At 73.0% G+C, this 13,297-nt stretch carries 13 protein-coding genes; 6 read left to right on the top strand and 7 right to left on the bottom strand.

Annotation, left to right across the window (positions count from 1 at the left end; all coding sequences use genetic code 11):
- Positions 1–10: 10 nt before the first annotated feature.
- Positions 11–1,453, bottom strand: coding sequence for an amidase (locus ACZ5VQ_RS30245; RefSeq protein ID WP_469107744.1), 1,443 nt, complete (start codon positions 1,451–1,453; stop codon positions 11–13).
- A gap of 234 nt (positions 1,454–1,687) precedes the next feature.
- Between ACZ5VQ_RS30245 and ACZ5VQ_RS30240 the strand changes: the two genes are divergently transcribed.
- On the top strand, positions 1,688–2,569 hold the full coding sequence (locus ACZ5VQ_RS30240) for an LLM class F420-dependent oxidoreductase (protein WP_362076340.1): 882 nt from the start codon (positions 1,688–1,690) through the stop codon (positions 2,567–2,569).
- 26 nt (positions 2,570–2,595) lie between these two features.
- Here the strand turns inward: ACZ5VQ_RS30240 and ACZ5VQ_RS30235 are convergent, their stop codons facing one another.
- Together ACZ5VQ_RS30235 and ACZ5VQ_RS30230 are read right to left on the bottom strand one after the other, a co-directional pair.
- Positions 2,596–3,450 carry an HAD family hydrolase gene (locus ACZ5VQ_RS30235; RefSeq protein WP_469107647.1) on the bottom strand — a complete coding sequence of 285 codons (855 nt, stop codon included), beginning with the start codon at positions 3,448–3,450 and terminating at the stop codon, positions 2,596–2,598.
- A 161-nt stretch (positions 3,451–3,611) separates the two neighbouring features.
- Positions 3,612–4,175, bottom strand: a complete 564-nt coding sequence (locus ACZ5VQ_RS30230; protein WP_469107646.1) for an NAD(P)H-dependent oxidoreductase — start codon at positions 4,173–4,175, stop codon at positions 3,612–3,614.
- Positions 4,176–4,294: 119 nt separating this feature from the next.
- On the opposite strand from ACZ5VQ_RS30230, the gene ACZ5VQ_RS30225 reads away from it, so the two are divergent.
- The 4 genes from ACZ5VQ_RS30225 to ACZ5VQ_RS30210 all read left to right on the top strand — a co-directional run bounded on the left by ACZ5VQ_RS30225 (position 4,295) and on the right by ACZ5VQ_RS30210 (position 8,801).
- Positions 4,295–4,960, top strand: a complete 666-nt coding sequence (locus ACZ5VQ_RS30225; RefSeq protein WP_469107645.1) for a TetR/AcrR family transcriptional regulator — start codon at positions 4,295–4,297, stop codon at positions 4,958–4,960.
- Positions 4,961–5,058: 98 nt separating this feature from the next.
- Positions 5,059–6,105 (top strand): LacI family DNA-binding transcriptional regulator, encoded by a 1,047-nt coding sequence (locus ACZ5VQ_RS30220; RefSeq protein WP_469107644.1) that lies wholly within the window; start codon positions 5,059–5,061, stop codon positions 6,103–6,105.
- 18 nt (positions 6,106–6,123) lie between these two features.
- Positions 6,124–7,347: a 4-hydroxybenzoate 3-monooxygenase gene (locus ACZ5VQ_RS30215; RefSeq protein WP_469107643.1), complete on the top strand. Its 1,224-nt coding sequence runs from the start codon at positions 6,124–6,126 to the stop codon at positions 7,345–7,347.
- Between the two features lie 17 nt (positions 7,348–7,364).
- The gene (locus ACZ5VQ_RS30210) at positions 7,365–8,801 is read left to right on the top strand and encodes a benzaldehyde dehydrogenase (protein WP_469107642.1); all 1,437 of its coding nucleotides are present in this window, start codon (positions 7,365–7,367) and stop codon (positions 8,799–8,801) included.
- Positions 8,802–8,840: 39 nt separating this feature from the next.
- Here ACZ5VQ_RS30210 and trxA read toward each other — a convergent pair whose 3' ends face one another.
- The gene (gene trxA / locus ACZ5VQ_RS30205; RefSeq protein WP_055616075.1) at positions 8,841–9,215 is read right to left on the bottom strand and encodes a thioredoxin; all 375 of its coding nucleotides are present in this window, start codon (positions 9,213–9,215) and stop codon (positions 8,841–8,843) included.
- Between the two features lie 122 nt (positions 9,216–9,337).
- On the opposite strand from trxA, the gene ACZ5VQ_RS30200 reads away from it, so the two are divergent.
- Positions 9,338–10,774, top strand: coding sequence for a dihydrolipoyl dehydrogenase family protein (locus ACZ5VQ_RS30200; RefSeq protein WP_469107641.1), 1,437 nt, complete (start codon positions 9,338–9,340; stop codon positions 10,772–10,774).
- A 53-nt stretch (positions 10,775–10,827) separates the two neighbouring features.
- On the opposite strand, the gene ACZ5VQ_RS30195 is transcribed toward ACZ5VQ_RS30200, so the two are convergent.
- The 3 genes from ACZ5VQ_RS30195 to ACZ5VQ_RS30185 form a co-directional block, all read right to left on the bottom strand.
- Positions 10,828–11,487 carry a peptide deformylase gene (locus tag ACZ5VQ_RS30195; RefSeq protein WP_469107640.1) on the bottom strand — a complete coding sequence of 220 codons (660 nt, stop codon included), beginning with the start codon at positions 11,485–11,487 and terminating at the stop codon, positions 10,828–10,830.
- An 88-nt stretch (positions 11,488–11,575) separates the two neighbouring features.
- Positions 11,576–12,142, bottom strand: coding sequence for a sigma-70 family RNA polymerase sigma factor (locus tag ACZ5VQ_RS30190; RefSeq protein WP_362075839.1), 567 nt, complete (start codon positions 12,140–12,142; stop codon positions 11,576–11,578).
- Positions 12,143–12,497: 355 nt separating this feature from the next.
- Positions 12,498–13,142 carry a hypothetical protein gene (locus tag ACZ5VQ_RS30185; protein WP_469107639.1) on the bottom strand — a complete coding sequence of 215 codons (645 nt, stop codon included), beginning with the start codon at positions 13,140–13,142 and terminating at the stop codon, positions 12,498–12,500.
- Positions 13,143–13,297 lie beyond the last annotated feature (155 nt).

Below are 13,297 nucleotides of genomic sequence, written 5' to 3'. Positions count from 1 at the left end.
GGTCCCCACACTACGGGCCGGCAGGCGCCCCGAAATCAGGTACGGCGCCGTCCACTTCACCGCTCGGCCAGCTCTCGTACCAGCGCTGGTCCGCCTCCAGCTGCGCGGCCAGCGACACCAGGAGCGGCTCGCTGTTCGCGGGCCCGAGCAGTTGCGCGCCCACCGGCAGGGAGCCGTCGACGAACCCCGCGGGGACGTTGACGCTGGGCCAGCCCAGCACGTTCCACGGCCAGGCGTACGGACAGGCGGCGATCATGGCCCGGTCGGTGCCGAAGCCGCTCAGCTCGTGCAGGGCGCCGATGCGCGGCGGGGGAGCGGCGGTGGTCGGCGCGAGCACCACGTCGTACGTGTCGAAGAGCGCGCCGATGCGCCGGTGCAGCCTCGCCTCGGCGCGCCGGGCCAGCCGCAGCGGGGCCCCGCCGAGCAGCCGGCCCAGTCGGGCGGCTTCCAGGGTCCGCCGGTCGAGCAGGCCGGGATGGGGTGTCTCGCTGACCCGCTCGGCGATCCCGGCCGTGGCGCGCGGGATGAAGGCCAGCCCGATCTGCCCGTACGGCGGATCGGCCTCCTCGACCTCGTGGCCGAGCGCGGCCAGCCGCTCCGCGAGCGCGAGGACCCGGGCGCGTACGTCGGGCCGCAGCCGGGCGGGCAGCGCGGTGAACGGCGGCTTCAGCGAGAGCGCGATGCGCAGCCTCCCCGGCTCCCGGCCCACCGCGTCCGACACGCGCAGCGCGGGCGGGCGGTGCAGATCGCGCTCGTGGCTGCCGCTCGCCGCGTCAAGCAGAAGCGCGGCGTCCTCGACCGTACGGGCGAGCGTGCCGTTGACCGTGATGCCGTGGAAGGACTCCGCGCGCGGCCAGGTCGAGATGCGGCCGCGCTGCGGTTTGATGCCGATCAGATGGGTCCAGGAGGCCGGGATCCGCACCGAGCCCGCGCCGTCCGAGCCCAGCGCGGCGGGCACCAGGCCGGCCGCGACCGCGGCCGCCGAACCGCCGGACGAACCGCCCGGCGTGTGCCCGGTGTGCCACGGATTGCGGGTCTCACCGAAGGCAGGCCCCTCGGTGAAGGGCCACTGTCCGAACTCGCAGGTGTTGGTCTTGCCGACGACCACGGCCCCGGCCGCCCGCAGCCGCCGCACCGCCTCGCCGTCCTCGGCCACCGGCGGGAACTCCCCGCGGCAGCCGAACGCGGTCGGCTCGCCCGCCACGTCCATGTCGTCCTTGACCGCCACCGGCACCCCGAGCAGCGGTCGGCGTTCGCCCGCCGCCAGCTCCTTGTCCGCGGCGTCGGCCTCGGCGAGCGCGGCCTCGGCACGCACCAGCCGGAAGGCGTTCAGCGTGCCCTGAGAGGCCTCGATCCGGGCGAGGGTCTCCTCGACGAGCGTCCGCGAGGACACCGTTCCATCGGCCAGGGCGCGGGCACACTCCGCGAGACCCGCGGCACGGTCGGGAGTCACGGGAGTCATACGTCCACCTCCGGAAGCGCGTTGTCTACTGAACGGTAACGTCAAGGCGGGCTCAGCGGTACGGGAAGGGAAACTTCCCTCGCCAGGACGGTGATTCGCCCGTCCACGGCGCCGCTCCCGCCGGTCGGACGGCGCGTCGGACCTTGACTTCGAGCGCGCTTCAAGATCTACCGTCAGGACAGTCGGTGACGGTCCGACGGTGAGCCCAGGGTGACGGAGACGGACATGCGGGTCGGCGTACACATCAACCGGTTCAACCACCCCCGGGGCGCGGCCGCGCTCGGTCCCGAGCTGGCCGCCGCGGGCGCCGCCGCCGAAGCGGCTGGCGTGAGCTGGATGTCGGTCATGGACCACTACTTCCAGATGGAGTTCAACGGCGGCGCCGAGAGCGACATGCTGGAGGCCTACACGACCCTGGGCTTCCTCGCGGCCCACACCTCCACGGTCCAGCTCGGCACGCTGGTGACCGGTGTGACGTACCGCCATCCCGGACTGCTCGCCAAGATCGCCACCACGCTCGACGTCCTGTCCGGCGGCCGGGCCACCCTGGGCATCGGCGCGGCCTGGTACGGCCGCGAGCACGAGGGCCTGGGCGTGCCGTTCCCGCCGCTCGCGGAGCGCTTCGAGCGTCTTGAGGAGACACTGCGGATCTGCCTGCAGATGTGGGACCCGGAGGCCGACGGGCCCTTCGAGGGCAAGCACTACCGGCTCGCCGAGACCCTCTGCGTACCGGCGCCGGTGAGTACTCCGCGTCCGCGGATCATGATCGGCGGGGGCGGCGAGAAGAAGACCCTGAGGCTGGTCGCCCAGTACGGGGACGCCTGCAACCTCTTCGCCTCGACCCCGGAGGAGGTCGCGCACAAGCTGGACGTCCTGCGCGGGCACTGCGACGCCGTGGGGCGCGAGTACGCCGACATCCACAAGACGCTCACCCACTCGGGCGACCCGCGGGGCGCGGCCGAACTCGACGCCTTCACCCGGGAGTTGGAGGGATACGCGAAGCTCGGCATCGAGACCGTGATCCTCGGCCCGCGCGTGGACGAGCCGGCCGAGTGGATCGAGCAGAGGGTGGCCCCGGCGGTCGGGCGACTGGCCGAACTCGGCTGAACCACAAACCTTTTCTGGCGCGCGGACTACGCGGGCTGGTGGCGCGCCAGTGCGACGAACTGCTCCAGCACCCGGGCCACCCCGTCCTCGTCGTTGGAGGCGGTGTGGAACCGCGCTGCCCTCCTGACCGACGGATCGGCGTTGGCCATCGCGTACGAGCGGCCCACCGCCCTGAGCATGGGCAGGTCGTTCGGCATGTCACCGAACGCGGCGATGTCGTCGGGACGTATGCCGAGCCCGGCGCTCCAGGCGGTCAGCGCGCTGGCCTTGGTGACTCCCGGAGCGCTGAGCTCCACGAGCGCGAGCCCCGTGGAGTGGGTGGTCTCGGCGTCCGTGCCCGCGCCGGCGTGTGCCCGCGCATGGAAGTCGTGCAACGACAGCGTCGGATGATGCGCCAGGATCTTGAGGACCGGACGGCCGGGGTCGCTCGCCAGCAACTCCTCGGCGGTGCCGATGAGTTCGACCTCGGACTCGCCGTACGACCAGGCGGGGTACGCCGGTTCGTGGCCGAAGACCGTCTCGTACTCGAAGGCGAAGGACACACCCGGCACCGCCGTGCGCACGCGCGCCACGAGCGGGGCCACGGAGGCGGCAGGGAACGGTGACAGCCGTACGGGCGTGCCGTCGGGTGCGTACACGGCGGCGCCGTTCGCGGTGACGGCGAAGTGCCGGCCGATGCCGCGGTGCAGGGCGGGAAGGCCGCGCGGGGGACGGCCGGTGACGAGGGCGAGGCGGATTCCGGCCGCCTCGGCCGCCGCGAGCGCGGCCGCCGTCCGTCCGGAGAGGGCCCCGTCGCTGCGCAGCAGCGTCCCGTCCAGGTCGGTGGCCACGAGCTTCGGCGGTGTGGCGGGATCGGAGGCCGGGTCGGGCGTCGTCGTCATCGTGAACCGGTGCCTTCCGGGCCGGAGCGAGGGCCCGGCCGGGCTGTGGGGACCGGTGGTGCCGGGAGGCGGCCACCGGACGAACGCATGGGAGGGGGCCGGAACCAGGTCGGTTCCGGCCCCCTCCCGCCCTCGCGGCGAGCCGCGGGAGCCTGCCGTCGTCAGGCGGCGACGGGCGCGTCGGCCTCGCCGTGGATGCGGCCGATGACCTCGGTGAGCTGGGCGGCGACCTCGGTGTCGTCCGCCGGGTGCGTCTCGGCGAAGCGGACCACGGAGCCGGGGATGGAGAGCTTGATGTCCTCGAGGACCTTGGCGCCGGCGATGCCCGCGGCCTTGCGGGTCTCGTCCTGCGCCCAGACGCCGCCGAACTGGCCGTAGGCGGTGCCGACGACGGCGAGGGGCTTGTCCTTCAGGGCGCTGGCGCCGAACGGCCGGGACAGCCAGTCGATGGCGTTCTTCAGGACGGCCGGGATGGTGCCGTTGTACTCGGGAGAGAAGAGCAGCAGGGCGTCGGCCGAGGCCGCGGCCTCGCGCAGCCGGGCGGCGGCGGCCGGGACGTTGCCCTCCACGTCGATGTCCTCGTTGTAGAAGGGGATCTCGGCGAGGCCCTCGAACAGGTCGACCTCCGCGCCCTCGGGGGCGAGCTTGACGGAGGCCTCGGCGAGCTGGCGGTTGTGGGAGCCGGCGCGGAGGCTGCCGACGAGCGCGAGGATGCGAACAGACATGGGGAACTCCAAGGGGGGCTGAAACATTGCCGTTACGATCCGGACCGGGGTCCGTTTAAAGTTGTAGCACCTAAACGGACCGCGGTCCAGTTTTCTTCCCGGGGCGATACGCTGTGTTCATGTCCGCCTCCCTGCCGCCCTTCCCGCAGTCCCAGGAGCCGACCGGCGAGCCCGTCCTGCTGGAGCTCACCACCGCCGCCGCCGACGAGCCCTGCCTGCGCGCCGACGCGGCGCGCAACCGGGCCCGGCTGCTTGAGGCGGCCACACGACTGATCGAGGAGCACGGAGCTGCCGGGGTCACGATGGAGGCGGTGGCCGTGGCGGCCTCGGTGGGCAAAGGGACGGTCTTCCGCCGTTTCGGCGACCGCACCGGCCTGCTGACGGCCCTGCTCGACCACTCCGCGAAACAGCTCCAGGCGGCCTTCCTCAGCGGGCCGCCGCCACTGGGTCCCGGAGCGCCGCCCGCCGAGCGGCTGCGGGCGTTCGGCCAGGCCGTCCTGCGTCAGGCGGCCGACCACCTGGAGCTCCAGCTGGCGGCCCAGCCCGAGGCGGCCCGCCGCTACTCCAACCCGCCCCAGCGTTTTCTGTCCGGTCACGTCACCCTGCTGCTGCGCCAGGCGGTGCCCGACGCCGACTGCGCCCTCCTCGCCCAGGCCCTGATGGGCTATCTCGACCCCGCCCTGATCCACCACCTGACCAAGGAGTGCGGGATGCCGATGGAGCGCCTGGAGGCGGGATGGATCGACCTGGTGGCGCGCGTGACGCGTACGGAACTGCCCCGGTAGGCCCGGGATTTGGGCCGTACCGGGCCTGGGGCGGCGGTTCCGCAGGTCCGGCACGTGCGGCGCCCCCGGCCCCGGGCCCGTCCCCGGCTTCTGCAAAGATGCCGTACGTCATGGTGCAGATACCGAAAACATCCGCCCCTACGTCGCCCGCGCCGCACTCGGTGCCCACGAGTGCCGATGTGGCCCGCCTGGCGGGGGTCTCGCGCGCGACCGTCTCCTACGTCCTGAACAACACCAGCGCCGTACGGATCAGCGAGCCCACCCGTCGCCGTGTCCACCGGGCGGCCAAGGAACTCGGGTACGTACCGCACGCCGCGGCCCGCAGCCTGCGCGCCGGGCACAGCCGCATGGTCCTGATGCCCGCGCCGGACGTGCCCGTGGGCCCGCTCTACGGCCAGTTCTTCAACGAACTCCAGTGGGCCCTGAGCCGCCTCGACTACACCGTCGTGCAGTACGGCAGTGTCGGCCTCCAGGGCGACGAGGCGGCCCGCGCCTGGGCCGAACTGCGCCCGGTCGCCGTGCTCGTGCCCGGCGGCGGACTCGGCTCGGAGGGCGTGGCCGTCCTCAAGCGCTCCGGCGCCCGGGCCGTCGTCACCCTCGGTCCCGACCGGGTCGAGGGCGCGCACGCCCTGATCATGGACCACCACGAGGTCGGCCGGAGCGCGGGCGCCCACCTGCGGGCCCGCGGCTACCGCCGCGTCGGGGTCGTGGTGCCCGAGGACCCCGGCCTGGAGATCTTCTCCAAGCCCCGCTTCGAAGGCGTACGGCAGGCCCTCGGCGGCACGGACGCGTCGGTGACCGAGGTGTCGCTCGCCTACGACGAGGAGGCCGCGTCCCAACTCGCCGCGCGCTGGCGCTCGTTGGGCCTGGACGCCGTGTTCGCGTACAACGACGAGTACGCGATGCTGCTGACGCGCGCCCTTCAGGATGAAGGCATCGGCATCCCGGGGGACACTGCTGTCATCGGCGCCGACGACCTGATGCTCGGCCGACTGCTGCGTCCCCGGCTGAGCACCGTCCACATCGACCTGCCGTCCGGACGGGAACTCGCCGAGCTGGTCGACCGCGCCGTACGGGAGCCCAGCGCCCCGCCGGAGGCGCACGAGGTGCTGGGAGCGACGGTCGTGCACCGCGAATCGAGCTGAACACCTGGGAGGCGCGTCATGCGGACCACGGTCGGCATCATCGGCGGAGGCCCGGCCGGGCTCCTGCTGGCCCGGCTGCTGCACCGGACGGGGATCGACTGCGTCGTCCTGGAGAGCAGGACCCGCGCGTACGTCGAGCAGCGGCAGCGCGCGGGGATGCTGGAGCAGGGCACGGTGGACGCCCTGCGCGAGTGCGGCGCCGCCGACCGGCTGGAGGTCGAGGGGCTGGTCCACAACGGCATCGAGCTGCGCTTCGACCGCGAGCGGCACCGCATCGACTTTCCCGTGCTCACCGGCGGCCGCACGGTCACGATCTACGCCCAGACGGAGATCGTGAAGGACCTCGTGGAGCTCCAACTCGCCGACGGGCCACCGCTGTTGTTCGAGGCCGAGGTCCTGGCCGTCGAGAACGCCGCCGAGGAGCCGGGCGGCGGCGCACCGCTCGTGCGTTTTGTGCACGACGGCCGCGAACAGACCCTCACCTGCGACTACGTGGTCGGCTGCGACGGTTTCCACGGCATCGCCCGCGACGCCTTCCCGGCCGCGGTCAGCCGCACGTACGAACACGAATACCCCTACTCCTGGCTCGGGATCCTGGCCGATGTGGCGCCCTCCTGCGAGGAGTTGATCTACGCGCGCGGCCCGGGCGGCTTCGCGCTGCACAGCATGCGCTCGACGTCGGTGTCTCGGCTGTATCTGCAGGTCCCGAACGGCACGGACGCCGACGACTGGCCCGACGAACGCATCTGGGACGAGCTCGACGCGCGCTTCGCGATCGACGGCGACTGGCGGCTGGAGCGGGGCCCGATCGCCGCCAAGTCGGTCACCGGGATGCGTAGTTACGTCCACGAGCCGATGCGCCACGGACGCCTCTTCCTCGCCGGGGACGCAGCACACATCGTGCCGCCGACGGGCGCCAAGGGGCTGAACCTGGCCGTGTCCGACGTCCGGGTCCTGGCCCGCGGCTTCGCCGAGCTCCACCGCTCGGGTTCGGCCCAACTCCTCGACGCCTACTCGGAGTTGTGCCTCGACCGGGTCTGGCAGGCGACACGTTTCTCGTACGACATGACTAAGATGTTGCATGCTCAACCAGATGGGGATGCCTTCGAGGACCGGCTGCAGCTCGCGCGACTGCGGCGGATCGCGGCATCCCGCCCCGCGGCCGCCGAACTGGCCGCGAACTACACGGGACTCCCGCTCGCGGCCACCGTTCGCGCTGTGGGTCCCACCGGTGTCCACTGACCGATCGGAGAGCCGACATGCCGCTGCTCGACCCGGAGAACTGGCAGTCCCACAACCTGGCGGGCGGTGAGTACGCCGTCACGGAGCCCGCGACCGGCGAGCCGCTCGGCACCGTCACGCTTGCCTCGGCCGAGGACGTCACGGCAGCCGCAGGGGCCGCCCGTGCGGCCCAGGCCGAGTGGGCCCGCGCCCCGCACTTCGTCCGCGCCGCCGTCCTGCGCAAGGCCGGCGACCTGTTCACCGCGCACGCCGACGAACTGCGCGACTGGATCGTGCGCGAGTCCGGCTCCATACCCGGCAAGGCCGACTTCGAACTGCATGTCGCGGCCCAGGAATGCTACGAGGCGGCGGCGCTCGCGTCGCGTCCTGCCGGGCAGGTCCTGCCGTCGGAGGCCGCCCGGCTGTCGTACACGCGCCGGATCCCGGTCGGTGTCGTGGGAGTGATCTCGCCCTTCAACGCCCCGCTGATCCTCTCGATCCGCTCGGTGGCCCCGGCGCTCGCGCTCGGCAACGGCGTCGTACTGAAGCCGGATCCGCGCACCGCGGTCTGCGGTGGCCTCGCGCTCGCCGCGGTCTTCGCCGAGGCGGGCCTGCCGGAGGGGCTGCTGCACGTCCTGCCCGGAGGTCCGGAAGCAGGGCAGGCGCTCGTCGCCGACCCGCAGGTACCGGTGATCTCCTTCACGGGCTCAACGGCCGCCGGGCGAGCGGTGGGTGAGGCCGCGGGGCGCCATCTCAAGCGCGTACACCTGGAGTTGGGCGGCAACTCCGCGCTGATCGTGCTGGAGGACGCCGACATCGACGCGGTGATCTCCACGGCGGCCTGGGGCTCGTTCTTCCACCAGGGCCAGATCTGCATGACCACGGGCCGCCACCTGGTGCACGCCTCCCTCTACGAGGAGTACATCGAGCGGCTCGCCGCGAAGGCCGACTCGCTGGCCGTCGGCGACCCGCACCGGGAGCACGTGCACCTCGGACCGATCATCGACGACACCCAACTGGCCAAGATCCACGGCCTGGTGGAGTCCAGCACCGCGCGCGGCGCGAAGCTGGCGGCGGGCGGCACCCATGACCGGCTGTTCTACCGCCCGACGGTCCTCGCCGGGGTCGACGACTCGACCCCCGCGTACGCCGAGGAGGTCTTCGGACCGGTCGCGCCGGTGCGCTCCTTCAGCACCGTCGACGAGGCCGCCGCCCTCGCCTCCGACGGGCCGTACGGCCTCTCGCTGGGCATCGTCACCCGGGACACCGCACGTGGCCTCGACCTCGCCGAGCGCGTCCCCACCGGGATCGTCCACATCAACGACCAGACCGTCAACGACGAGGCCGTCGCGCCCTTCGGGGGCATCGCCGCCTCCGGCACCGGCGCCAGGTTCGGCGGCGAGGCCAACCTGGAGGCATTCACCGACCTGCGCTGGACAACGGTGCGAGGGGACGTGGCGGGCTACCCCTTCTAGGGGCGCCGACGAGGTACTGGTCCTAGGAGGACCGGCGGATCACTGGGCCTGCTGGCCCTGCTCCGCGATGGACTTGCGGACCTCGTCCATGTCCAGCTTCCGGGCCTGTCCGATGACGTCCTCAAGGGCGGCCTCGGGCAGCGCCCCGGGCTGGGCGAAGACGGCAACCTGGTCACGGACGATCATCAGCGTCGGAATCGACTGGATGTTGAAGGCCGCGGCCAGCTCCGGCTGCGCCTCGGTGTCCACCTTGCCGAAGACCAGGTCGGGGTTGGCCTCCGCGGCCTTCTCGTAGACCGGGGCGAACTGGCGGCACGGGCCGCACCAGGACGCCCAGAAGTCGATCAGGACGAATTCGTTGTCCGTGACCAGCTGGTCGAAGTTGTCCTTGGTGAGCTCCACGGTGCTGCTCATGGCGTTGAATCCCTCTTCCTGGGGTCGGGGCCTTGCCGCTGTCCACAACGGCGTCGATCAGTGGCGTATTCCGCGCACGTACCCGTGTGGCCACGGCCCACACCAAGGACCAGACTGACCCCATGACGGAATCGGAATCCATCGCGTACGACGTCGTGGTGCTCGGGGCCGGGCCCGTGGGGGAGAACGTCGCCGACCGCGCCCGCGCGGCAGGCCTCTCCACCGCGATCGTGGAGAGCGAGCTGGTCGGCGGCGAGTGCTCCTACTGGGCGTGCATGCCCAGCAAGGCCCTGTTGCGCTCGGTCCTCGCCCGTGCGGACGCACGCCGCGTGCCGGGCCTCAGCCAGGCCGTGCAGGGCCCCCTCGACGTCGGCGCGGTCCTCGCCCATCGTGACGACTACACCTCGCACTGGAAGGACGACGGCCAGGTCCAGTGGCTCGACGGCATCGGCGCCGACCTCTACCGCGGCCACGGACGGCTCGCCGGACCACGCAAGGTCACGGTCGACGGCCCCGACGGGGAGCGGCACGTCCTGACCGCCCGGCACGCCGTGGCCGTCAGCACCGGCACCCGTGCCGTCCTTCCCGACCTGCCAGGGCTCGCCGAGGTCAAGCCCTGGACCAGCCGCGAAGCCACCAGCGCGCACGCAGTGCCGGGCCGTCTCGTGGTCGTCGGCGGCGGGGTCGTCGGCGTGGAGATGGCCACCGCCTGGCAGGCCTTCGGCTCCCAGGTCACGGTCCTCGTCCGCGGCAAGGGCCTGTTGCCCCGGATGGAGCCCTTCGCCGGGGAACTCGTCGCCGAGGCGCTGACCGAGGCGGGCGCGGACGTGCGTACGGGCACGTCGGTCGAGGCGGTGACCCGGGACGGCGGGACGGTCGTGGTCACCACCTCCGCGGGCGACCGCATCGAGGCCGACGAGATCCTCTTCGCCACCGGCCGCGCCCCGCGCACCGACGACCTCGGACTTGAGACGATCGGCCTGGACCCCGGTTCCTGGCTGTCGGTCGACGACAGCTGCCGAGTGACGGGCAGCGAATGGCTCTACGCGGTCGGCGACGTCAACCACCGTGCCCTTCTCACCCATCAGGGCAAGTACCAGGCCCGTATCGCCGGCGCCGCCATCGCGGCCCGCGCGGCCGGTGTCCCGCTCCTGGAGACCGACCCCTGGGGCGCCCACTCGGCGACGGCCGACCACGCGGCCGTTCCCCAGGTCGTCTTCACCGACCCGGAGGCCGCCTCCGTCGGTCTCTCCCTCGCCGAGGCCGAACAGGCCGGTCACCGGGTCCGGGCGGTCGATGTCGACCTCTCCTCGGTCGCCGGCGCCGGCCTCTACGCCGAGGGCTACCACGGCCGCGCCCGCATGATCGTGGACCTCGACACCGAGACCCTCCGTGGCGTCACCTTCGTCGGCCCCGGCGTCGGTGAGATGCTCCACTCCGCCACGATCGCGGTGGCCGGCGAGGTCCCGGTGAGCCGGCTGTGGCACGCGGTGCCGGCGTATCCGACGGTGAGCGAGGTGTGGCTGCGGTTGCTGGAGGCGTATCGCGACGGCAAGTAGAGGGGGCGCAGGCGGAGCGGTGCCACCCCGTCGGTGGCATCGCTCCGCCTGCCTCAGCTCTCCTGCGGCAGCTCGAAGCCGAGGTCCGTGGCCGCCTGCCTCGGTGTCGGGTGGGACCACCGTTCCAGCATCGCCTGGTTGGAGGAGAGCGAGCGCAGTTCGGCGCGGTCGAGGTAGAGGGTGCCGTTCAGGTGGTCCGTCTCGTGCTGGACGATGCGGGCGGGCCAGCCGGTGAACACCTCGTCCAGCGGGCGGCCGTGCTCGTCCTGGGCCAGGAGCCGCACCTCGGCGGGCCGGGCCACCACCGCCTGCCAGCCCGGCACGCTCAGGCAGCCCTCGAAGAACGCGGCGCGGGCGGGCCCCACCGGCTCGTACGCCGGGTTGACCAGGACGCGGAAGGGCAGGGGCACCCGGCCGCGTGCCGCGCGGATCTCGTCCGGCACCGGTGCCGGGTCCTCGACCACCGCGAGGCGCAGCGGTACGCCGACCTGGGGTGCGGCCAGCCCGACGCCGGGTGCCGCGTGCATCGTGTCGCGCAGGGCCGCGACGAAGCGTGCGAGGAGCGTCGGGTCCAGCTGGCCGTCGAAGGGCTCGGCCGGGCGGCGCAGCACCGGGTCACCGGCGGCGACGATCGGCAACGGGCCCGTACGGGAGAGCAGTTCCTCCACCTGATCGCTGAGGGACGAGGGCACGGGGTCACTGGTGGAAGCCATCTCGCCAGGATGCCAAGCGGGATGCCGGGGTGCGAGGCGGCTCTCTGGGGGAGAGCGCCTCCCTGGAATCCGGACCCTCCCTGGATTCCTATCCCGCGGCCTCCAGCAGCGCCGTCACGCTCTCCCGGGCGCGCGCGACCCGCGACCGTACGGTTCCGACCGGGCAGCCCACCGCCGACGCGGCGTCCGCGTAGGGCAGGCCCGCCAGCTGGGTCAGGACGAACGCCTCGCGCCGTGGGGCGTCCAGGGTCTCCAGCAGGTCGAGGAGGGCCACGCCCTCGTCGAAGCCGGGCAGCCCGCGCGGCTGCGCGCGCTCGGCGGCCGTCTGCCAGTCGCCGGTGTCGGACATACGCGGCCGGGCCGCGGCCGTGCGGAAGCGGTCGGCCACCGTGCGGCGGGCGATCGCCAGCAGCCAACTGCGGGCGCTGGAGCGGGCGGAGAACCCCGGCAGGGCGGTCAGCGCGCGCAGGAACGTTTCCTGGGTGAGGTCGTCGGCGCCGTGCACATCGCCGCTGAGGTGGGCCACGAAACGCCATACATCCCGGTGGGTGGCCCGCACGAACCGCTCGACCGCGTCGGGGTCGCCGGCCCCGGCGGCCAGGGCCCAGCGGGTGATCCGTTCGTCGTCGTGTGCCTGAAGCAGGGCAGAAGCCATCGCAGGTGGTCCTTCGGTGAAGGGAAGCGCGGAGTGAGGAGAGCGGCGTACGGCCCACGCGACCCGAAGGCGCGCGTGAGGCACGCGCGCGTGGGCCTCGCGTGGACCAAGGGGCCGTCGCACGCGCGCGTGGACCTACGGCGACGGCACGCGTGCGTGGCTTCGTACGACGCCTGGGCGCAGTACGAGAAGGACCAGGATCCGGTTCCACGAGAAGGACCAGGACTCGGTCCATGAGGATGACCGGGACCGGCCTACGAGAGGGACCGGGAGTTGGTCGCCGGGCACGCGAGCCGTCCGCCGACGGCAGGCACGTACGCCGCGGATCCGCCCGTCACCGGTGCGGGACGGACGGTCAGCGGGCGGCCGGTGCGACCGGCGGCCCTCTCCGCGCGACGGCGTACTCCAGCAGAACTCCGCGCAACGGGCGCACCGGGACGAACGCGGGCGTCCGTACGGGTCCGGCCGGCCGCATGGCCGCCGACACCCGCAACGCCCGCCGCAGCGGCTCGAAGAGCGCGGTGCCGAGCAGCCGGCCGGTCCGGTAGGCGAGCGCCCGGGTCGTGCGGAACGCGGCCTCCTCGCCGCGCCACAGCCACACACCGCAGACGAGCGCGGCGAGCAGGTGGGCCGCGAACATGCCGAGGTCACCACCCATGAGCAGGGTGTCCGCCGGCTCGGGGCCCATCGGGTGCGTATGGCCCGCGTCCATGGACGTCGTGGACATGAAGGTGTCCGACGGGCGCGCACTCTGGGCAAGTCCGAACAGCTGGTGCAGCCCGAGCTGCGCGACGACCGTGGCTCCCGTCACCAGCCCTGCGCCGCGCTCTCGCCCGGTGAGCCACCACGCGGCCGCCGTCGTCGCCGCGAACGCGTATCCGACGGCCCACCACGGCAGACCCGCCCCGGACATCAGCGCGTGCCCCAGGGCCGCCGTCACCACGCACACGGCCGCGAACACAGCGGCACGCGCGAGGCGGAAGGCGATCCCGGAGGTCATGGCGAGCATCGTGCCAGTACAAGGGCGTTCGGATGGCCGGAGCCCCGATATGCGCCTCGCGATGTGACCCACGCCACGCGAACCTCCGGGAACTCGACGCCCCCGCCCACCGACTACTGCACCGCAACGGCCGAGCACGGCCCGTCGTCCCCAGC

The sequence above is a fragment of the Streptomyces sp. NPDC033178 genome (genome assembly GCF_055577685.1).
This window is presented reverse-complemented; position numbering and strand designations above follow the sequence as displayed.

Excerpts from the sequence above, each read along its gene's own strand:
- ACZ5VQ_RS30190 (WP_362075839.1), bottom strand. The coding sequence starts at position 12,142 with ATGGCTTCTGCCCTGCTTCAGGCACACGACGACGAACGGATCACCCGC.
- ACZ5VQ_RS30220 (WP_469107644.1), top strand. The coding sequence starts at position 5,059 with ATGCCGTACGTCATGGTGCAGATACCGAAAACATCCGCCCCTACGTCG.
- ACZ5VQ_RS30215 (WP_469107643.1), top strand. The coding sequence starts at position 6,124 with ATGCGGACCACGGTCGGCATCATCGGCGGAGGCCCGGCCGGGCTCCTG.
- ACZ5VQ_RS30185 (WP_469107639.1), bottom strand. The coding sequence starts at position 13,142 with ATGACCTCCGGGATCGCCTTCCGCCTCGCGCGTGCCGCTGTGTTCGCG.
- ACZ5VQ_RS30195 (WP_469107640.1), bottom strand. The coding sequence starts at position 11,487 with ATGGCTTCCACCAGTGACCCCGTGCCCTCGTCCCTCAGCGATCAGGTG.
- ACZ5VQ_RS30230 (WP_469107646.1), bottom strand. The coding sequence starts at position 4,175 with ATGTCTGTTCGCATCCTCGCGCTCGTCGGCAGCCTCCGCGCCGGCTCC.
- ACZ5VQ_RS30240 (WP_362076340.1), top strand. The coding sequence starts at position 1,688 with ATGCGGGTCGGCGTACACATCAACCGGTTCAACCACCCCCGGGGCGCG.
- trxA (WP_055616075.1), bottom strand. The coding sequence starts at position 9,215 with ATGAGCAGCACCGTGGAGCTCACCAAGGACAACTTCGACCAGCTGGTC.
- ACZ5VQ_RS30210 (WP_469107642.1), top strand. The coding sequence starts at position 7,365 with ATGCCGCTGCTCGACCCGGAGAACTGGCAGTCCCACAACCTGGCGGGC.
- ACZ5VQ_RS30225 (WP_469107645.1), top strand. The coding sequence starts at position 4,295 with ATGTCCGCCTCCCTGCCGCCCTTCCCGCAGTCCCAGGAGCCGACCGGC.
- ACZ5VQ_RS30235 (WP_469107647.1), bottom strand. The coding sequence starts at position 3,450 with ATGACGACGACGCCCGACCCGGCCTCCGATCCCGCCACACCGCCGAAG.
- ACZ5VQ_RS30200 (WP_469107641.1), top strand. The coding sequence starts at position 9,338 with ATGACGGAATCGGAATCCATCGCGTACGACGTCGTGGTGCTCGGGGCC.